Annotated in this window: 17 protein-coding genes; 13 read left to right on the forward strand and 4 right to left on the reverse strand. The window is 37.0% G+C overall.

Annotated features, from left to right (window positions below; translation table 11 throughout):
• Positions 1-3 precede the first annotated feature (3 nt).
• Together BMW64_RS13890 and BMW64_RS13895 are read right to left on the reverse strand one after the other, a co-directional pair.
• Positions 4-468 (reverse strand): gliding motility lipoprotein GldH, encoded by a 465-nt coding sequence (locus tag BMW64_RS13890; protein WP_090000559.1) that lies wholly within the window; start codon positions 466-468, stop codon positions 4-6.
• Positions 461-1,870 carry a PSP1 domain-containing protein gene (locus BMW64_RS13895; RefSeq protein ID WP_090000560.1) on the reverse strand — a complete coding sequence of 470 codons (1,410 nt, stop codon included), beginning with the start codon at positions 1,868-1,870 and terminating at the stop codon, positions 461-463. The genes BMW64_RS13890 and BMW64_RS13895 overlap by 8 nt, the downstream gene beginning before the upstream one ends.
• A gap of 273 nt (positions 1,871-2,143) precedes the next feature.
• Here BMW64_RS13895 and BMW64_RS13900 point away from each other — a divergent pair, with 273 nt between their 5' ends.
• From BMW64_RS13900 to BMW64_RS13935, 8 genes are all read left to right on the forward strand, one after another.
• Positions 2,144-3,376 (forward strand): OmpP1/FadL family transporter, encoded by a 1,233-nt coding sequence (locus BMW64_RS13900; RefSeq protein ID WP_090000561.1) that lies wholly within the window; start codon positions 2,144-2,146, stop codon positions 3,374-3,376.
• 10 nt (positions 3,377-3,386) lie between these two features.
• The gene (locus BMW64_RS13905; RefSeq protein WP_090000562.1) at positions 3,387-4,946 is read left to right on the forward strand and encodes an SGNH/GDSL hydrolase family protein; all 1,560 of its coding nucleotides are present in this window, start codon (positions 3,387-3,389) and stop codon (positions 4,944-4,946) included.
• 84 nt (positions 4,947-5,030) lie between these two features.
• The gene (locus BMW64_RS13910; RefSeq protein ID WP_090000563.1) at positions 5,031-5,969 is read left to right on the forward strand and encodes a ribose-phosphate pyrophosphokinase; all 939 of its coding nucleotides are present in this window, start codon (positions 5,031-5,033) and stop codon (positions 5,967-5,969) included.
• Between the two features lie 55 nt (positions 5,970-6,024).
• The gene (locus tag BMW64_RS13915) at positions 6,025-6,672 is read left to right on the forward strand and encodes a 50S ribosomal protein L25/general stress protein Ctc (protein ID WP_090000564.1); all 648 of its coding nucleotides are present in this window, start codon (positions 6,025-6,027) and stop codon (positions 6,670-6,672) included.
• A gap of 419 nt (positions 6,673-7,091) precedes the next feature.
• A complete protein-coding gene (locus BMW64_RS13920; protein WP_090000565.1) occupies positions 7,092-8,312 on the forward strand; it encodes a cysteine desulfurase in 1,221 nt (406 codons plus the stop codon).
• A 139-nt stretch (positions 8,313-8,451) separates the two neighbouring features.
• Positions 8,452-9,012, forward strand: coding sequence for an RNA polymerase sigma factor (locus BMW64_RS13925; RefSeq protein ID WP_090000566.1), 561 nt, complete (start codon positions 8,452-8,454; stop codon positions 9,010-9,012).
• Positions 8,999-9,613 carry a hypothetical protein gene (locus BMW64_RS13930; protein ID WP_090000567.1) on the forward strand — a complete coding sequence of 205 codons (615 nt, stop codon included), beginning with the start codon at positions 8,999-9,001 and terminating at the stop codon, positions 9,611-9,613. Before BMW64_RS13925 ends, BMW64_RS13930 begins: the two co-directional genes overlap by 14 nt.
• Positions 9,614-9,646: 33 nt before the next feature.
• Complete coding sequence (locus BMW64_RS13935; RefSeq protein ID WP_090000568.1) at positions 9,647-10,684, forward strand: outer membrane beta-barrel protein; 1,038 nt, start codon at positions 9,647-9,649, stop codon at positions 10,682-10,684.
• A gap of 82 nt (positions 10,685-10,766) precedes the next feature.
• On the opposite strand, the gene fumC is transcribed toward BMW64_RS13935, so the two are convergent.
• A complete protein-coding gene (gene fumC, locus BMW64_RS13940) occupies positions 10,767-12,161 on the reverse strand; it encodes a class II fumarate hydratase (RefSeq protein WP_090000569.1) in 1,395 nt (464 codons plus the stop codon).
• A gap of 549 nt (positions 12,162-12,710) precedes the next feature.
• Here fumC and BMW64_RS13945 point away from each other — a divergent pair.
• The 3 genes from BMW64_RS13945 to BMW64_RS13955 all read left to right on the forward strand — a co-directional run bounded on the left by BMW64_RS13945 (position 12,711) and on the right by BMW64_RS13955 (position 15,304).
• A complete protein-coding gene (locus BMW64_RS13945; protein ID WP_090000570.1) occupies positions 12,711-13,073 on the forward strand; it encodes a hypothetical protein in 363 nt (120 codons plus the stop codon).
• 132 nt (positions 13,074-13,205) lie between these two features.
• Positions 13,206-14,813, forward strand: a complete 1,608-nt coding sequence (locus BMW64_RS13950) for a fumarate hydratase (protein WP_090000571.1) — start codon at positions 13,206-13,208, stop codon at positions 14,811-14,813.
• A gap of 194 nt (positions 14,814-15,007) precedes the next feature.
• Positions 15,008-15,304, forward strand: coding sequence for a hypothetical protein (locus tag BMW64_RS13955; RefSeq protein WP_177175296.1), 297 nt, complete (start codon positions 15,008-15,010; stop codon positions 15,302-15,304).
• A 97-nt stretch (positions 15,305-15,401) separates the two neighbouring features.
• On the opposite strand, the gene BMW64_RS13960 is transcribed toward BMW64_RS13955, so the two are convergent.
• Positions 15,402-16,262 carry a helix-turn-helix transcriptional regulator gene (locus BMW64_RS13960; protein WP_090000572.1) on the reverse strand — a complete coding sequence of 287 codons (861 nt, stop codon included), beginning with the start codon at positions 16,260-16,262 and terminating at the stop codon, positions 15,402-15,404.
• Between the two features lie 131 nt (positions 16,263-16,393).
• Here BMW64_RS13960 and BMW64_RS13965 point away from each other — a divergent pair, with 131 nt between their 5' ends.
• A complete protein-coding gene (locus BMW64_RS13965; RefSeq protein ID WP_090000573.1) occupies positions 16,394-18,445 on the forward strand; it encodes a T9SS type A sorting domain-containing protein in 2,052 nt (683 codons plus the stop codon).
• A gap of 237 nt (positions 18,446-18,682) precedes the next feature.
• Positions 18,683-21,520, forward strand: coding sequence for an alpha-amylase family glycosyl hydrolase (locus BMW64_RS13970; RefSeq protein ID WP_090000574.1), 2,838 nt, complete (start codon positions 18,683-18,685; stop codon positions 21,518-21,520).
• Positions 21,521-21,629 lie beyond the last annotated feature (109 nt).

A 21,629-nucleotide genomic window follows, 5' to 3' on the forward strand; every position in this document is an offset into this window, starting at 1 on the left:
TGATTACGGTTTAGCCGTTTCTATTTTTACTCCAATGTCTTCAATTCCCGGAAGGCTGTCATTTCGCATAGCCTGTGTAAGGCCAATCTCATATTTTCCTTTTGCCGGAAATCTGTAGTTCAGCTTATACTGAAATAAAGTTTCCTTGGTATCACCGAAACCTGTTCCCAGCCATTCCCCATTTGGTTTTGCCAAAATATAATTCAGTGTATCTGTCTGTTTATTTTTGGTCTGCAGGTCGGTAAAATTCACAATAAACCTTATATTGCTGTAAGGATATTCATTATTGTTCCTTACAACAAATATAATATTTTTAGGATTTTGCGGGTCCGAAACTTCAAGATTAAATTTCTGTTCACTTTTCTTATTCCACTTACTATTAACGGAATTCATAATTACTTCTCCTTCGGAAGAAGAAGTGCAGCTAAAGAAAAGGATAAGTGAGAATAATCCTAAAATTTTACGCATTGTTATCTTTTTTTGGAGGAAACTTCTTTTTAAATTTTTTCTTGTTTGGGTTAGGTTTTTTATCAGCAGGATTATCTGCGGCAGCTTCTACTTTTTCCAGCTGAGGCTTCTGCGGTTGGTTTTTTTGTTGTTTCTGCTGATTATTAGGATTTGGGTTTTGCGGTCTTTCCTGCTTCTGAGGTCTGTCTGATCTTTCAGAACGTTCCTGTCTTTCAGGTCTGTTGTTTTTTCTCTGTCCCTGATTCTGGTTATTCTGATTGTTTTGATTGTTGTTTTGTCTGTTTTGATTTCTATTCTTATTATTCCCTCTTCCTTTTTTCTCAAAACGGTCGACATTATTCTCTTGAATCAAATCGATGCTAGCAAACGGTGTTTCAGGCTGTTTCAGATCCTCCAGAGGAAGTGTTTTCTCACCACGTTTGTTTTTAGCAATGAGTTTTTTAACCAATTCAATATCAAAATCATACCATGCGATAGAATTCTCAACATAAGCAAACCACATTTTCTTTTTGAAAACGTCGATTTTTATACAGAAAGCTCTTCCTTTTTCGGTATCAAGCGTCGTTGAAGAAGACGGAAAATTGCTTAATGCATCAAGGTAGCTATCCAATTCATAATTTAGACAACATTTAAGTTTACCACACTGCCCTGCGAGTTTCTGAGGATTGATACTAAGCTGCTGATATCGTGCAACATTTGTGTTGACTGATCTGAAATCTGTAAGCCATGTCGAACAACAAAGCTCTCTTCCACAGGAACCGATTCCGCCAACTTTTGCAGCTTCCTGTCTGAAGCCGATCTGCTTCATGTCGATCTTTGTACGGAATGCACCTGCATAATCCTTAATCAACTGTCTGAAATCTACGCGGTTATCTGCAGTATAATAAAATGTAACCTTTGAAGCGTCACCCTGATATTCCACATCGGTGATCTTCATTTCGAGACCAAGCCTGTGGGCAATCTTTCGCGCTTCTATTTTTACATTCTCTTCTTTTTTTCGTGCTTCCTGCCATACCTCGAGATCTTTCTGGTTGGCCAGCCTGTATATTTTCTGTACAGATTCTTCAGAGAATTTCTTCTTTTTCATCTGAATCTTTACCAGTTCGCCGGTGAGACTTACCACACCTACATCGTGTCCGGGACTTGATTCTACTGTTACTACACTACCTATGTGTAATGGAATATTGTTTACATTTTTATAAAACGATTTTCTGTCATTTTTAAATCTAACTTCAACAAAATCACATCTGTTCGGTGCGGGATTGTTGATGTTGGAAAGCCAGTCAAATACACTTAATTTATAACTATTACCACAGGTATTTACATTTTCACAGCCATTCGCGGTCTTCTTGGGTCCGCAAGAATGTGCAGAATCGCCGGATGTTTTACATCCACAACTCATATATTATATATTTAATTTGCAAATTTATGATTTTTATCTTTATGAGGTCTAAAATAATCAAATAATCAGAAACAGTGCTGTTTAGTTTTAAACAAAGTTTAAAGATTAATAATTTATGATGGGTTAATGTTCTTATTATGTTCTATTTAACTCACTTTTTAATGAAAATATTATTTTAAACATAGTTTTCTTTGGCTTTATTGTTTAAAATTTTATGATTTATTAACAGGAGTAAGCAAAATAATTTTATATTTGGGTATATAATAAAAGTCTATGAAAAAAATATTAGTATCAACTGCATTATTGGCAGGTGTTTTATCATACGCAGGAGGCTTCAGGGTTTCTCTGCAAGGGGTAAAGCAATTGGCAATGGCACACACCAGTGCTCATGCTGAAGATGCGAGTGTGGCATTCTTTAACCCTGCAGGTATGTCATTCATTCCCTCGAAACTAAGTATTGTAGCCGGTGGATTCGGGGCAAGCAATAAAGTGACTTTCCAAAATCTGAATACACTGCAGAGTACCGAAACCGACAACCCGTTGGGAACACCCATTTATGCTGCAATAACGTACAAGCCGCTTGAAAAATTATCAGTAGGTTTCAGTTTTTCCACACCTTTCGGAAGTACCATTGAATGGCCCAATGATTGGGAAGGAAAAGAAATGGTTCAGAAGCTTGAACTGAAAAGTTACTATTTCCAGCCTATGGTTTCCTATAAATTTAATGACTGGTTAGCATTCGGGGCCAGCTATATTTATGCAAGAGGGACAGTAAACTGGGATAAAGCGATCACTCAATTCGGAGGACAGCTTAATCTTGACAGCAAAGCGAGCGGTCACGGTTACGGATTCGGTTTTTATTTCAGACCTGACCCAAAATTGGATGTGAGTATTGCTTACCGCTCTCCTGTTGATATGAAAGCGAAAGATGGTACAGCTACCTTTAAATTTCCTTCACAGTCAGTATATTCATTGTTAGGTTTAGGTGCATCAGGTACAGATAATTTTACAGCAACTTTACCTTTGGTGGAAGAATATACGATAGGTTTAACATATAAAGTTACACCGAAATGGTTGCTTTCTGCGGATTTCAACTATCATGGATGGTCCAGATATTCAAAACTGACTTTGGATTTTGCAAACGCACCTGTAGGAAATCAGGCAGATCCTACCGTTTCTGTTTCTCCTAAAAACTTCAGAAATTCAAAAACAGTGAGATTGGGAACTCAGTACGCGTTCACAAATATGATCTACGGACGCCTTGGAGCTTACTACGATGAATCACCTTACTCTGATGAAAACTTTATTCCTGAAACGCCTTCCTTCAACACTTTTGTTGTGACAGGTGGGGTAGGATTTAAATTAAAGCAGTTCGGAGTTGATGTGGCCGGAGGATATGCAATGCCACAAGCAAGAGATGTAAATAATAAAACCCTTGGTTTCTATGGACAGGCTAAAGCTACTGCATTCTATTTAGGTTTAGGTTTATCTTACAATCCTTTTTAATTGAAAAACTATGAAAAAAATTATAATTTCTACTTTCGCGATTTCCGCACTTCTGTTTACAACGAGTTGCGAGGATGATTTTGATACAGATGTGAATGACGTGGTGGTAACCAGCGGGGAAGCGAACTTTTCAAAATATATTGCCTTAGGAAATTCCTTAACATCAGGCTACAGAGACGGAGCTTTATATTCAGGAGGACAAAATGAGTCTTATCCTTCAATGATTGCACAGCAAATGAAGCTTGCCGGAGGTGGTGAATTTAAGCAACCTTTAATGCCAAATAATATCGGAGGCTTCAATAACTTGCCGGGATTTGCCGGAAAACTGACACTTCAGGTAGTTAACGGATCTTTAACTCCTGTTCCAAGTACTCCTGCTGGGGCTTTGGATAATGTAGCTTCTGGAAGACCTTATCAGAATATGGGAGTGCCCGGAGCAAAGTCTTATCACCTTGTGGCGCCTGGTTATGGAAGTCCAGCAGGTCTTTCTCTAGGAACTGCGAATCCTTATTTTGTAAGATTTGCTTCGTCAGCCACAACTTCTGTCTTAGCTGATGCAATGTCACAGACTCCTACATTTTTCTCTCTTTGGATAGGAAGTAATGATGTTTTATTATATGCGACAAGTGGAGGAACTAATTCTCAGACTGTAGGAGGTGTAACAACCTATACAGCGGCAACCGTTCAGCCTGCAACTGCAAGTCCTACAATATATAAGTCGAATGATATTTCGAATCCTAATGTTGTAGCAGCTTCTATTAAAGGAGTTTTAGATGGTCTTAAAAGTGTTGGAACAACAAAAGGAGTTATTGCAAATGTTCCTTATGTTACCTCAATTCCATTTTTTACAACAGTTCCGTATAATCCTTTGACACCTGCGGCGTTAGGCACTAATCTTACGACGCTTAATACCAGTTTATATGGACCGTTGAAACAGGCTCTTACTGCTTTTGGGGCAGGAAATAGAATTAATTTGCTTTCAACAACTTCTAATAATCCTGTTTTAATTAAAGATGAATCGCTTACTGATCTTTCCGCTCAGCTTACTGCAGCTTTAACGCCTTCATTAGGTTTACCGACAGCTACAGCATTCGGACAGATTTTTGGGCAGGCGAGACAGGCAACATCAGAAGATTATATTCTACTTACTTCAAGTTCTGTAATTGCAAGCGTGGCGCCAGGAGCTCCTTCTCCTGTAAATATTTACGGAATATCTTATCCTCTGCAAAATCAGCATGTATTAACAAAAACTGAGGCAGGATATGTAAAAACAGCAATAGACGCCTATAATACTTCAATAAGATCTATGGCAGATTCTTATGGTCTTGCTTTTGTAGATGCCAATGCTAAAATGCTTGAACTTAACGGACAGTCAGGAATTACATTTGACGGCGTAAAGTATACCGCTAAATTTGTAAGCGGAGGTGCTTTCTCATTAGACGGAGTGCATCTTACCGGTAGAGGATATGCTATCGTAGCCAACGAATTTATCAAATCAATCAACGCGAAGTACAGATCTACGCTTCCGCAGGTTGATGCCAATAAATATTCAGGAGTTACCTTTCCATAATTTGGATAAAATAAAAACTTAGAAACCACAAGACATATTCTTGTGGTTTTTTTTTAAATTTGCAAAATCTTTTAAAAAGTAAAAATGGCCCATCAGTTAAGTTATCTATTTTGTACAAGGACGAGTAAGGACTTGGCAGAGAAAATTGCCCAACATTACGGGAAAGAATTAGGAAAAATCAACTTTCAAACCTTCAGTGACGGTGAATTTGAACCGGTATTAGACGAATCTGTAAGAGGAGGAAGGGTTTTCTTAATTGGTTCTACTTTTCCACCGGCGGATAATCTTTTAGAACTTCTTCTAATGATTGACGCAGCGAAAAGAGCCTCTGCGAAAAGCATTACGGTAGTACTTCCTTATTTCGGACTTGCCAGACAAGACAGAAAAGACAAACCAAGAGCGCCCATCGGTGCTAAGCTTGTAGCCAATCTTTTAACGGCAGCAGGAGCAACAAGGATAATGACCATGGATCTCCATGCAGATCAGATCCAGGGATTCTTTGAAATTCCGGTAGATCACCTGTATGCATCTACCATTTTTGTAGATTATATCCGAAATCTGAACCTTGAGAATCTTACGATTGCTTCACCCGATATGGGAGGTGCGAAAAGAGCAAAAAACTATGCGGGCCACCTGGGTGCAGATGTAGTAATTGCCTATAAAGAAAGAAAAAAGGCAAATGTTGTAGAAGAGATGTTCCTTATCGGAGACGTTGTTGGTAAAAATGTTATTCTTATTGATGATATGATCGATACCGCAGGAACGCTGTGCAAAGCTGCAGATATCTTAATAGAAAAAGGAGCAAAAACAGTAAGGGCTATGGCTACTCACGGTGTTCTTTCAGGAAAGGCTTACGATAATATCGAAAATTCAAAACTATTGGAAGTTATTGTAACTGACTCAATTCCTGTGAAAAATAATTTGTCATCTAAAATAAAAGTGCTATCTTGCGCCCCATTATTTGCGGACGTTATGAAGATGGTTCATGAGCATCAGTCAATTAGCAGTAAGTTTGTTATTTAATTGATATTTAGAGGTTTGCAAATTTAATTTTAAACAATTTTTTAAATTTTTATAAATGAAATCTATTACAATTCAAGGTACAAAAAGAGAAAGCGTGGGCAAAAAGTCTACAAAAGCTTTACGTGATGCTGAATTAGTTCCTTGTGTTGTTTACGGAGGTGGTGAGCCATTGAACTTCTCTGCAGAAGAGAAAGCGTTCAAAGGTTTGGTATATACTCCTGAAGCACACACGGTATCTATTGAGGTTGATGGTCAAACAATTCCGGCTGTTCTTCAGGATATTCAGTTCCACCCGATTACAGACAAAATTCTTCATGCAGATTTCTATCAGTTAGCTGACGATAAGCCAGTTATCATGGAAGTTCCTGTAAGAATTACAGGTCGTTCAAAAGGTGTTGTAGCTGGTGGTGTTCTTCGTCAGTCTTTCAGAAAACTGAAAGTGAAAGCAATCCCTGCTAACTTGCCTGATGAGATCGTTGTAGATGTTACTCCATTAAGAATCGGTAACAAACTTTACATCGGTGGTATCAAAACTGAAGGATTCTCTTTCATGCACCCGGACAATGCAGTTGTTGTAGCTGTTAAGATGTCTAGAAATGCAATGAAAGGTGGTGCTGCAGCGATGGATGATGAAGATGAAGAAGAAGTTGCAACTGAAGAAGGAGCAGCTCCGGCAGCAGAAGAAACTACTGCCGCAGAATAAGAATTTCTTATCTGAACAATATAGAACCTGTCATTTTTGACAGGTTTTTTTATGACTAAATATTTGAAACAAAAGGAAATAAATGCTATTTTTTAATAAGAATCTTTGCGACCTTTTATAAGTGAAACGGCTTTGTGAACCTAACAGCATGAAGTAATCAAAAAACTTCGTGATCATTGTGTTCAGACTTTAAGTTTTAGATAATATCGATGTCATTTGCTGAGTGGAATGCCTTGCGAACGAAACATTCACAATAAATTATGCATTCTTCGCAATCTTAATATTAAAAGAAAAATAAACATCTGGTCCATCGAATCTTTCTATCAGCTACCAAGTATCAACGATCGACTACAATCCGAAAAAAAGCCGTAAATTTGAAGAGTTCTAAATAAGAACGTTTTAATTTAAATTTTTAATAAATGTTTGACATTCAGGAAATCAGAAGTCAGTTTTCTATATTAGACAGGCAGGTGAACGGTAAGCCTTTGGTTTACTTAGATAATGCAGCAACATCCCAAAAACCAAATTCAGTTTTGGAGGTTTGGAATCGATATTACACAGAGCTTAATGCAAATGTACATCGGGGAATTCATACATTAAGTCAGTTGGCAACTGAAGAAATGGAGCTTTCGAGAAGGAAAATTCAGAAATTCATCAATGCTAAACACGATTTCGAAGTAATTTTTACCAAAGGAACTACAGAAGGATTAAATCTTATCGCTTATATTTTAACGCAAAAGCTTAAAAAAGACGACGAGATTATTATTTCTTATCTGGAGCATCATTCCAATATTGTTCCGTGGCAGCTGCTTTGTGAAAGGACAGGAGCTAAGCTAAAAGTTATTCCGATTGATGAAAACGGTATTCTTCAGCTTGATGTATTTGAGACTTTTTTAAGTGAAAAGACGAAAGTAGTTTCTGTAAATCAGGTCTCTAATGCGTTGGGAATCGTAAATCCGATTGAGGAAATTATTGCTAAAACAAGACAAAATACAGAGGCTTATATTGTAATTGACGGAGCCCAGTCTGCACCGCACTTTACCATTGATGTTCAGAAAATGGACTGTGATTTCTTCGTTTTTTCAGGTCATAAAATGTATGCTCCAATGGGAACCGGAATTCTGTACGGAAAACAGAATGTTCTTGAGGATTTACCTCCGTTTCATGGCGGAGGCGAAATGATTGCTACATGTTCTTTCGATGGAACAACGTATGCGCCGCTACCATTTAAATACGAAGCCGGAACACCAAATGTCGGCGGAAACATTGCCTTAGGTGCTGCCGTCGATTTCATTCAAAGAGTCGGACAGGAAAATATTCAGAATCATGAAAATGCCTTGTTGGAATACGCCCAAAGACAACTTTTAGAGTTGGAAGGAATTAAAATTTATGGTGAAAAGGCAAACAGAACGGGAGTTGTTTCTTTTAATCTGGAGGGTGTAGGTATTGCTTCCGACGTGGGAATGATATTGGATAAATTAGGAATTGCAGTAAGAACCGGACATCACTGTACACAACCTATCATGGATTTCTTTAATATTGCAGGGACAGTAAGAGCGAGCTTTGCGGTTTATAATAATTTTAATGAAATCGATCTTCTTGTGGAAGGAGTGAAAAAGGCTCAGAGAATGCTAAGTTGATTTTTCTTTCTTTAAAAAATAGAAATACCCGGGCGGAAATTTTTCCGCCCGGGTATTTTTTTAGTAAATATTTAAAAAAAATTTACTGATTTGTAACCTTTTCGATTTTTTACTGTCTTACTATTAGAAACAAATAATTATGAAACTTTTGTTCGGAAATAAAAAAGATGATTTGCTCAGCCGCCTCAAAAAACAGGATCCGGCTGCACAGAAAATTTTTTATGATCAGAATGTAAAAAAATACCTGAGTGTCAGCAGAAGCTACATCAACGATCTTTATCAGGCTGAAGACTGTGTGATCAAAGCATTTTGCAAAATTTTTAAAAGCATTGAAAGTTTCCGGGGAGAAGGAAGCTTTGAAGGATGGGGAAGAAGAATAGTGGTAAATGAGTGTCTCAACTTTATTAAAAGTCATAAAACCGTTTTTTATCTGGAAGACATCAATCCTAACTATCCGGAAGAAATTCAGGAAGAGCAAATTGATTTTAATTTTAATGTACAGGAACTTCTTGATCAGCTACCCGATGCCTACAGAATGGTTTTCAATCTTTATGTACTTGAAGACTACTCGCATCAGGAAATTGCAGAAACATTACAGATTTCTACGGCAGTAAGCAAAACTCAGCTGTTCAGGGCAAAGGAAAAAATGAGGAAAATTTATCATCAGCAACAAAAAAAATTACAAAATGAAAACTTCTAAAAACACAATAGAATACCAGATCAGAAAACAGATCGAAGAACGGGAAATTACCCCTTCGCGGAATCTTTGGTCAGAAATAGAAAATCATAAGGAAAAAAAGATTTCATCAAAAGTCAATTGGTTTCTGATAGCAGCGTGTCTGATTTTAACATTCAGTTTAGGAATAGTACTCTTTTTTAATCAGGATAATCAGGTGACTGAGAAAAACGGAAATATTGCAAAGGTTGGTAAGACTGAAGTTCAGCTTCCTGCACAGAATGAGTTTCAGGAGAAACCTGCAGAATTAATCATTAAAAATAATGAACAAAAAATTGCAGTGGAAAAGATTTCAACAGATCATAAAAAAGTTCTGAAGGAATCACCGGCTGTTATAAACGATGAACTGCCTTCAATACAGCAAAATTCAGCACATATCGTATCAGAAATCTTACCTGCTGAGCCGTCTAAAGTTATTGCGCAATCCGATTCAACTAAATTGCAGGTGAAAAAGAAACGTTATGTTGATCCTTCAACACTTCTTTTTTCAGTAGAACATAAAGATGTTATTGAAAAAACAAAAGGGAAAAGCAATGTAGCAAGCATTGATCTGAACGAAAAATAAATCAATTGTAAAACAATTAAAAACTATTATAATATGATCAAGAAATTTATCATGATGGGTGGGCTATGCCTATTGTCTACAGCGATATTCGCTCAAAAAAAGCCGGTATTCAATCTTCAGCCAAAAGAAGATACCGAAGTGAGCCCAATTGTAAAAGAAAAGGTGGACGAATATGCAAAAAAGATTGATACGATCATTAAAGAGGAAAAGAAGCTGATGGAAGCCGAGCTAACTGAGCTTCAGTCTAAAAATCTCTCTAAAGCAGAATTTGACGAACAAAAATCATTGATTGCCAGCCGTTATTCTGAGAAAATAGATCAGAGAATTGAAGAATTGGGCTTTGATATGGATGCCGTTATTCAAAAGCAGGTTCGATATTCTCTTCTTAATTCTGATGTCACTTCTAATGAGGAATTGAAGGAAAAGCTGTTGAAAAAATTCAGACCAACAAAAGAACTTACGCCTTATATTTCTTATTCTATTATGAATCTTACAAACGATAAGGCGGATAATGCTTTGGATAACAATCTTCGCTATGCCGGAAATTTTGAGTTTGGACTTAAATTCAATTATCAATTCGGCAGAACGAGTCCGTGGGGATTAATTTCCGGAATCGGGTTTTCATGGAGAACTTTGATTATTGATAACGATATGTTTGTGGCAAAAGATGCCAATTCCAATGTGTATCTGGCAAATTATGAAAAAGGATTGAGCAAAAGTAAACTCAGAACAGGCTATATAATCGTTCCGCTGGGGCTGCAGTATAATTTTTCAAAGTTGAAAAATGCTGGTCTGGATGTGCAGTACAGAGATTATTCACATGGATTTAAAGTAGGAGCCAATATCTACGGAGGTGTAAAAATGTCTACCAATAATATTATCAAAGGAGAAGGGATAAGTGATAGAGATAGAAGTGATTATCGGGTAAGTCCGTTTATTTACGGAGGACAGTTTACAGTTTCTTACGATGATTTCAGCATCTTTGTTAAAAAAGATTTCGGAAATTTCTTTAAAAGCGGAACCTTTGAAAACGATAAAGCTTTAACTTTCGGAGTAGCACTCTGGTGGTAATGCGCACATTCATTTATTAACAAAAAACGCCCGGAAATTTCCGGGCGTTTTCTTACAATATTAACTTTTTAAATTTAATTTTTTATTTCAGGCTTCCTACCATGTCCTCAGGTTTCACCCATTCATCAAACTGTTCGGCGGTTAAAAGTCCAAGATTTACGGCTTCTTCTTTTAATCTTGTTCCGTTTTTGTGGGCTGTTTTTGCAATTTTAGCCGCGTTCTCGTACCCGATATGTGTATTTAATGCAGTGACAAGCATTAATGACTTATCAACAAGCTCTTTAATTCTTTCATGATTAGGTTCAATTCCCACAGCACAATGATCGTTAAATGAAATACAGGCGTCAGCAATCAATTGAGCGGATTGTAAAAAATTAAAAGCCATCACCGGTTTGAAAACATTAAGTTCATAATTTCCCTGCGTTCCTGCAAAAGAGATTGTAGTGTCATTTCCTAAAACCTGAGCACAAACCATTGTCATTGCTTCATTTTGGGTAGGATTTACTTTTCCCGGCATAATGGATGATCCCGGTTCGTTCTCCGGAATGTGGATTTCCCCGATTCCAGAGCGTGGTCCCGATGCCAGTAATCTGATATCCTGAGCAATTTTAAATAATGAAACGGCCAGCTGTTTCAAAGCGCCGTGAGATTCAACAATTGCATCGTGGGCGGCCAGTGCTTCAAACTTATTTTCTGCTGTTACGAAAGGATGATTGGTGAATTTCGCAATGTATTCAGCTACTTTTACATCATAGCCTTTCGGAGTGTTCAGTCCTGTTCCTACTGCGGTTCCTCCCAAAGCCAGTTCTGAAAGATGTGGGAGTGTATTTTTTAAAGCTTTTATACCATAATTCAACTGAGCAACGTATCCTGAAAATTCCTGTCCTAAAGTCAATGGTGTGGCATCCATCAAATGGGTTCTCCCGATTTTAACAATATCTTTGAAGGCTTCCGACTTTTCGGCTAACGTATCTCGTAATTTCTCAACCGCAGGAATAGTAACCTCTACAACTTTACGATAGGCTGCGATATGCATTGCTGTTGGATAAGTATCGTTGGACGACTGTGATTTATTGACATCATCATTAGGATGGATTTCCGACTTTTCTCCCAATGTGCCACCGTTGTTTACATGTGCTCTGTTTGAAATGACCTCATTCACATTCATATTGGACTGTGTTCCTGAGCCGGTTTGCCAGATCACTAGAGGAAATTGATCGTTTAATTTCCCTTCTAATATTTCATCACATACTTTTGCGATCAGATCTCTTTTTTCAACAGGCAGGACTCCCAGGTCCGTGTTGGTAAAAGCAGCGGCCTTTTTTAAATAAGCAAAAGCTTCAATGATTTCATGAGGCATAGAGCCTTCCGGACCGATTTTGAAATTATTTCTGGAACGTTCGGTCTGGGCGCCCCAAAACTTGTTGGCAGGAACCTGCACTTCACCCATGGTGTCTTTTTCTATTCTGTAATTCATTGTGATGGAAATTTAATTTAACCACAAAAGGCATAAAAGATTCAGTTTAAATTTTAAGATTGGACTTTGTTCTTTATTTTCAAAGGTTTTTAACTTAAAACTTATATGACTAATGTGTCAAAAATCTTTTGTGACTTTTTTGCTTTAAAAAGTTTTCATAAAGTTAAACATTGCACGACAAACTCACAATTTATATTCATTATAAATATCAATCTAAGTCTCTGATTTTACTCATGTTCTTTCGTGTGTGCTTTGAAGAATGAAAAAGATAAATTGAATATGGATATCTTGAAAAAAATATTTATTAAATAACAGGAATCTATTCAATAAGCAAATTCAAGTTAATTTTATTTAGCAAAAAATAAAAATTATTTTTGCTAAATAAAACATAAAAATGATGAAACTCTTAAACTAAAATGCAGATAGTTTCAAGCTTGGTAATTATCTGCAAAAATAACACAAGCTACAATTGTAATAATTTATATAGTTGATTTAATATTACATCTTTATTTGTTGCTCATAGACAATGAAATAAATTACTTAACACAAATGAAAACTGATCTTATATTACTATTTTTTGTTTTATTCTCTTTTGGCTCATGCATATCTGATGAAGAGAGCGCAAGACAAGTAAATTCTGGATTTCAAGGTAATTGGTCTGGCAACTTTACAGGAGACGATAATGGTTCAGTCACATTTGTAGTGCAAAAAGAAGGCACAATTGTCGGTGAAATTAACTTGCTTCCAAGCAATATAAAAGAATCAATAAATGGCTACGTCAATTTTGATGGAAAATTTGATATGAATACAAAAAGTAATTATAGATTTTCAGGTTATTTAAAGGATTCTAAAAGTAATGGAATCTGGACAAAGAATAACCTAACAGGTAATTTTAGTTTTCAAAAAGAGTAAAATGGAATAGAGAACTGAGAATTATACCTAAATATCTCACAATTTATAATCATTATAAATATCGATCTAAGTCTCTGATTTTACTCATGTTTTTTCGCGATGTTTTATTTTTGCACCGAAATAAAAAGAAGAATGGAATTTAGATATCAGGATCCGTATCCGATTCAGAAAGATGATACGGTGTACAAGAAGCTTACATCAGATTACGTAAAAGTTGAACAACTCGGTGACAGAGAAATTTTAACGATAGACCCGAAAGGTCTGGAACTGCTTGCCGAAGAGGCCATGGCAGATGTTTCTTTTATGCTTCGTTCTTCACATCTTGAAAGTCTCCGGAGAATTATTGATGATCCTGAAGCTACCGATAATGACAGATTCGTAGCATACAATTTACTGCAAAATGCGGCTGTGGCTGTTGAAGGAGCTTTACCTTCATGCCAGGATACCGGAACGGCAATTGTAATGGGCAAAAAAGGAGAAAACGTTTACACAGGCGTGGATGACGGTGAATATTTAAGCAAAGGAATCTACAATACGTATCAGAAAAGAAATTTAAGATATTCGCAGGTGGTTCCTTTAACAATGTTTGATGAGAAAAATTCGGGATCAAACCTTCCTGCGCAGATCGATATCTATGCTAAAAAAGGAGATTATTACGAATTTTTATTCTTAACAAAAGGTGGCGGTTCTGCCAATAAAACTTTCCTTTATCAGAAAACTAAATCTTTACTGAACGAAAAATCGCTGGAGGAATTCATTAAAGAAAAAATATCAGATCTTGGAACTGCAGCTTGTCCGCCTTATCACTTGGCGTTGGTGATCGGTGGAACTTCTGCTGAGGCCAATCTTGCTGCGGTAAAAAAAGCATCCGCAAAATATTACGACAATCTTCCGACGGAAGGAAACGAAGCTGGTCAGGCGTTCAGAGATCTGGAATGGGAAGCAAAAGTTCAGAAAATTTGCCAGGAAAGTGCTATCGGGGCACAGTTTGGAGGTAAATACTTAACGCACGACGTCAGAGTAATCAGACTTCCTCGTCATGCAGCGTCTTGTCCTGTGGGAATGGGCGTTTCATGTTCTGCAGACCGAAATATCAAAGGTAAAATTACAAAAGAAGGTATTTTCCTGGAGCAGCTGGAAGAAAATCCTAAGAGATTTTTACCGGATACTCCTCCGCATCTGGAAGAAGCTGTTGAAATTGATCTTAATAAGCCTATGCCTGAAATCCTGGCAGAACTTTCTAAATATCCGATCAAAACAAGATTAAAGCTAAACGGAACCTTAATCGTTGCAAGAGATATCGCACACGCAAAAATCAAAGAGATCATTGACAGCGGAAAACCCATGCCGGAATATTTTAAAAATCATCCAATTTATTACGCGGGACCTGCAAAAACGCCTGAAGGTATGGCATCAGGAAGTTTCGGGCCTACGACAGCGGGGAGAATGGACGTATATGTTGATGAATTCCAAAGCCATGGTGGAAGCATGATTATGTTGGCTAAAGGGAACAGAAGTAAAGATGTTACTAATGCCTGCGGAAAATACGGAGGTTTCTATCTTGGTTCTATCGGAGGTCCGGCAGCTATTCTAGCAAAAGACAATATCCTTTCCGTTGAGGTTGTGGATTTCCCGGAATTAGGAATGGAAGCAGTAAGAAAAATAGAAGTAAAAGATTTCCCTGCGTTCATTATTACTGATGATAAAGGAAACGATTTTTTTGCTGATTTGGCACATTAAAAGATAGAAAATACAGATAGTAAAAGACGAATAGAGAATAGATGAATAAGAGTAAAGCTATGTAATCTGTCATCTATTTTTCTGTGATCTCTTAGTCTTTTAAATTAAAATCAAAATAAATAATAAAAATAGGACGCATATCTTTTGTATAAAAAAATAAAAAGTCCTACTTTTGCCTAAAATCTTTAAGAAAAATGATAACGATTTTATCAGCATTTTGGCCGTTTTACCAGTTCCTTTGGACTGTATTTTTCATAATCATGTTCCTTGTAGGATTCTGGTGTATCTTCATGTTCTTCGGATTTGTAATTCCTTTGTGGTTAACTGAAGGTTTGAAAGAATATTTCGGAAAAGTAAAACCTTTTGATCCTGAAGATATCAGAAGCAAAATGGTATATGAGCAGGAAGGGGTAGAAGTAATCTACAATGAGCCAAAAGGTCATGGTCCTTTTATTCACGACCATAGCCACGACAGCCACGGACATCATTAATTGAATGTCATTGTTTTCCCACATGAATTCCGGGAAAGCAATATCAAAGCAAAACAACATATACTAAAACCACTTATCGAAATAAGTGGTTTTTATTTTACTCATTTCTTAATTTTTCAGGAGAAACACCAAATTTCTTCTTAAAGGCTCTCGTAAAATTCTGTACATATTCATACCCACATTCTATAGCGATCTCTTTAATCATTATTTCCTTATTAATGATTAATTTCTTAGCTTTCAGCATTCTTAATTCCGCAATATAATCGCTCACGGTAATATGGTATTGAGCTTTGAATTCTTTTCGGATTTTATTCTGGTTAATGCCGATGCTATTACCGATTTCTTCCACTTTAATGTTCCTGTGAAAATTTTCATCTATAAATTTTTTGATCATGGCCGGAATTTTTGGAGTTTCCGTAAAAGTATTCTTCTCGCTGAACTGTTCAAAAATAAGCATCAGCAGTTTGATAATTTTTGCTTCGATAAAAAGTTTCTGAAGCATTCCTTTTTTAGAATAAGTGATCAGCTCTTTTAAGATCATATGCATCTCAACCGTCATGTTAGGCGGAGTTTGTTTATAAAGAAAGATATAATTATTCCGGGTCATATTTTCTAAGATTTCTTCACTCTCCTTGTTTAATCCAGGATTGATAAGATTAAAAATATAATTATACGCTATTTCGATCCGGAGATATTTTAGTGGTTGATGATTATCTGTCCAAAGTTCTGCTACGCTGTTGTTGTGAGAATAATGAAGAATGTACTGATTTTTATTAAATGAAAACGTTGTTCTGCAGTCTTGAGCTGTGAGGTTGATATCGGGACCTAGAAAAAAAAGCAGGTTAAAACTAGATCGGCTTTCTATCATTTCAGATTTTGAAAATTTTTCAAAAGATGATCCTTCATGAAACAAAATTTGAATGTCTTCTGATCTGAATAATAATTCTTTAGGGGTCATGATGGTACAATTGAATAAAGCTAAACGTCAGATAACAAAAAGTTCGGAAATGATAACTTAAGGTTAAACAACTAAACTAATTTTGCACAAAATTAAATATAATTTAGAATAAATAAAAATAATAATCTGTTATGTTTGGAAAAATATATTTTAAGATGCGGAAGATCAGTATAGGATTACTGTCTGTATTGTCCATCTGTTCATACGCTCAGCAATGGGAAGATGTCGGTGGAGTACAAACTGTTTCTGCGGCCGGAAGCAGTTTTAATAATCTGGCGATAAAAGACGGGAAATATTACATATCTTATTATGATACTTCTGTGATGAAAGGCTCTGCTCAGGTTTTTAATGGAAATTCATGGTCATATGTTGGGGGTAGTCCGGGAATTACAAATAGCTATGCAACTTATAATTCTTTATCGTTGGCACCGAATGGAAATATCTATTATACCAATCAGGGTAGTGGCCTGGAAGTCCGACAGTTTGATGGAACTTCATGGACACAGCTGCCAAGTGCAACAACGTCTGCGATTAATTATCATGCCTCAGCGGTTTCGTCTTCAAATATTCTGTTTACTTATTCTACAGACAATTCAGGGACAGTCAGAAGATATATCAACGGTACTTGGGAGCAAGTCGGAAATGCGGGATTTTCCAATGGAGCTACTTTTGCTGAAATGGTGATCGGGACAAATAATAAAGTTTATACCTGTAATGTTTCCGGTGGGGTAAAAGTGTATGAAAATACGACAGCTGCTACAAGTTCAGACAATTGGGCACTCGTTGGTGGAGGTATGGTGGATGCTGCCTCATCAAGCGAACAATACAATAGTGACATAGCAATTGACACCAATAATAATCTCTATGTAGCTTATGTTTCAAATTCGGCGAGTGGGCAGAAACTTAACGTAAAGAAATTCAATGGAAATACGTGGACACAATTGGGTAATGCTAATTTCTCCAGTGGGAAAGTTCAGCATGTGGCTATTGCAGTAAGTCCTTCAGGAAATTCTTATGTTGTGGCAAGCCGCTGGGAAAATGATGACTACTTGCGCAACACTGTGTATCAGCTCAATAATTCATCTCAAACCTGGGAAACGTTGGGCGGAAGTTTTGTTTCAGATGGTCAGGCTACTTATAATGATCTTGCTTTTGATAATCTCAATAATGATCTTGTTTTAGTCTACTCCCAAAACGGAGCAAAGGTAAAACGATTTTCCCTAAATCAGTCTTGTAACAATACAGATCCTGGAACAAATACGGGTGATTTGGGTTGTGTGACATTCACTTATAATGGACAAAATGTAACATATACAACTGTAAGGGGAGCCGACGGAAAAATATGGCTGCAGCAGAACCTTGGAAGTTCCCGTGTGGCTACTTCTTTAGATGATACAGAATCATACGGAGATCTTTTCCAATGGGGAAGATGGGACGATGGACATCAGTTGAGGAATTCAGCTACTGTGTCAGCACCTTCTGCCAATTCACCAGACGGTCTTTCCGGAATCATCTCATTTATTTTGGGATCAGGTTCAGCATCATGGTGGGCTACCAATGCGACCAGCGATGCCTGGAATGCTGCGGCAATATCCGAAATTACCTCAGCTGTTGGTGTAGATCCATGCAAAGCAGTCGGACAAGGTTGGAGACTTCCTACCTCTACAGAATGGGCGACTTTAGTAGGAACTGAAGGGATCTCAAATCCAACAACAGCATATGCGAGTTACCTTAAATTACCCGCAGCAGGATATAGAAGTAATTCCAGCGGAGGATTTACCTACGTCGGAGCCAGAGGATATTATTGGAGTTCTGATACCGCTAACAGTGGAGGAAAATATCTTTACATAGGCTCATCTATTGCTAACGCAGGATCAGGCGGTCCCAGAGGACAAGGAGAATCGATAAGATGTATAAAAGACTTTTCAGGTTTGGCAACTTCTGATATCCGACTTACCGTAAATTCAGCCGAAGTCTATCCTAATCCTACAAAAGGAATAGTCAGTATCAAGTCGGATTCTTCGATTGAAGCGGTAAAGATTATCAATAGTGTTGGACAGAATATAAATGTACCTTTTTCTCAAAATCAAATTGATATGCATGGGCTTCCTAATGGTATGTATATCATTGAATTCAAGTTGAAAAACAGACAGTCGGTCACCAAAAAAATAATAAAAAATTAGTTTAAATAATTTCTGCTGATAATTATTCATTAGATCATTCGATTATGTTGAGAATCCGGCGCGGGACGAAGTCCCGCGCCGGATTCCGCTTCTATATTGTATTTCATATTTGATTAAACAAAACAATTATATTTCAATATCAACTGTTGCATAATATTTTAATACGTTAAAGTTTATCTTAACAAGCCAACTTCTCAAAAAAAAATTTACTTTAGTATTATTAATAAAAAAAAAATTATGAAGAAATTTTATTCTGGTATTTTACTATTTATGATAGCGATCATATCAGGTCAGATAAGCTATACCATTGCACCAAATCCTTTTAATGAAACGGATGCCATAACTTTAACTATTCCTGGGAGTCAGATTGACGAATCAGCCTGGGGAATTTCAAATAATGCAGTTTATATTTGGTCATGGTCTTTGGATACCAATTATCAGAACAGCCAGGATTGTCCTACAAATGGGAGCTGGAATAATTCCAATGAGCTGAATAAGCTTACATATAATTCCACTGCCGACACCTATTCTTTATCGTTTACGCCAACAACCTTTTATGGGAGAACAGGGGTCGGAAGGCTTGGCTTTTTATTGAAGGATAAAACAGGAGTGCATCAGACTTCAGATGTTTTGGTAAACGTAGGAATTCTGAATATCAGCATGACCAATCCTACGGCAAACAGTCTCACGTCAGTGCCATCCGGCAATTCCATTAATATTACCGCTACGACAAATGTTAATGCAACATTTCAGCTCAAGGCCAACGGAGCTGTAATAAATACAACTTCCACAGCTTCGAATTCTTATTCTTACAGCTACACGGTAACCGAAGATGCCAATATGGAACTCATTGCTACAGATGCCAATTCAAATACAAAAAATGCCACATTCATCCTTCAGGTTCCTCGGAATGTTGTTTCTGAAGCTATCCCGGGCTGGATAAGACAAGGAATAAATTATCATCCTACAGACCAGACGAAAGTGGGATTGGCATTATATGCGCCATTTAAAAATTTTGTTCACGTCATCGGAAGCTTCAATAACTGGACAATAAATGATAATTATCTCATGAAAAGAGATACTACCAATCCGGATTTGTACTGGATTGAATTGAGTGGTCTTACTCCTCAACAATTGTACACGTTCCAATACCGAACCAATGACCTTAAAAAAGTTGCAGATCCATATTCTCCGCAGATTCTGTCTTCTTATGATGATCAATGGATTTCATCTTCAACCTATCCGAATTTACCGGTATTTCCAGCAGGACAAGGTTTTGAAGTTTCTATGTTTAAAACCGGGCAGGCTCCTTACAATTGGCAGGTTACCAATTTCCAGCGTCCATCAAAGGATAATCTCGTAGTATACGAATTGTTGCTTAGAGATTTTACTCAGGAAAAAAACTGGCAGTCATTAATTAATAAAATCAATTATTTAAAAGGCTTAAATATTAATGCTGTTGAGCTGATGCCTATCATGGAATTTGAGGGAAATCTTTCATGGGGCTATAATACGTCATTCCATTATGCTTTGGATAAAGCGTACGGAACCCCGGAAAAGTTTAAAGAATTTGTTGATCTCTGCCATCAGAATGGGATCGCTGTTATTTTAGATGTTGCTTTTAATCATGCGACGGGTCGTTCACCATTAGTAAGACTATGGAATGTAGATCCGGATGGAGACGGATATGGTGATGTTGCCTCCAATAATCCATACTTTAATACAGTACCGAAACATTCATATAATGTATTCAATGATTTCAACCATACAAGTCCTTCAACTAAATATTACGTTGAAAGATGCCTTCAACAATGGCTGACGGAATATCATATCGACGGTTTCCGTTGGGATCTTACCAAAGGATTTACCCAAAGCTGCTCTGAAAATGATGAAACATGTACCAATGCCTACCAGCAGGACCGGGTAAATATTTTAAAAGATTATGCAGACAAACAATGGGCTCTTGATCCGAACTCCTATATGATTTTTGAACATCTGGGAACGGATGCGGAAGAACAGCAGTGGGCAAATTATAGAATCGCAGAAGGAAAAGGCGTGTTGCTATGGAATAAGCAGACAGATCCCTACAACCAAAATACGATGGGTTATAAGGAAGACAGCAATTATGACAGGATGAATCATTCGCTTCACGGTTTTACCAATATGTCAGGGGTTGGTTACGGTGAAAGTCATGATGAAGAACGATTGATGTTTAAAAATCTTTCCTATGGAGCAGTAAACGGAAGCTACGATGTGAAAAACCTTAATACGGCTTTAGATAGGATGAAAACTTTCGGAGCGACATTTTTTACCATTCCGGGGCCCAAAATGATCTGGCAGTTTGGTGAGCTTGGATACGAATTCAGTATCAACAGATGCAACGACGGATCTATTAATTCCGGTTGCAGGACAGATGAAAAACCAATTGCATTTACCCTTGGCTATGATACGGATTTAAGCAGAAAAGCAGTTTATGATACATGGGCTAAAATTATTAATATTAGAAATACGTATCCGGTTTTCAGATCAAAAACCTATACTATAGAATCAAATAACCTTACTAATGATCCGAACGGACTGATTACAAGAATTTACGTGTACGACAATACCATTACAAACGGAGTGAAAAACATTGTGGTGCTGGCAAATTATACGACATCTGCACAAAATGTAGTTCCGTATTTCCCTTACACCGGACAGTGGCAAAACCTTATGGATACTACGGTTTCAAACGTTACTTCTACAACGGCAACCATCACATTACAGCCGGGAGAGTTCAGAATTTTTGGAAACTATGCAGGAAGCTTATCGACAGCTGATGAAAATGCAGCGTCAAAATTATCTTTACAAATTGCAGATAATCCTGTGAAAAATAATATGGCAAAACTGATTTATCACAAAGCTAAAAATGGGCAGATTTCAATTTACGATATGAGTGGTAAAAAGCTTGATAGTTTTAAACTGAAAAATGAAGACGGAACCTACGAATTAAAAATAACATATCCACCAGGAACATACCTTGTACATTTAACATCCGATTCAGGAGTTGCTATCCAGAAGATGATTGTAAAATAAAATTTTAAAGACCGTAATTGCGGTCTTTTTTCTTTTAAAAAGGCTATAAATTGATAATCGGTACTCATTTCTTCCGAAATTAGCACATCTACAAATCAATCCGTATCTT

This window comes from Chryseobacterium taichungense (assembly GCF_900109935.1).
Taxonomy (GTDB): Bacteria; Bacteroidota; Bacteroidia; order Flavobacteriales; family Weeksellaceae; genus Chryseobacterium; species Chryseobacterium taichungense.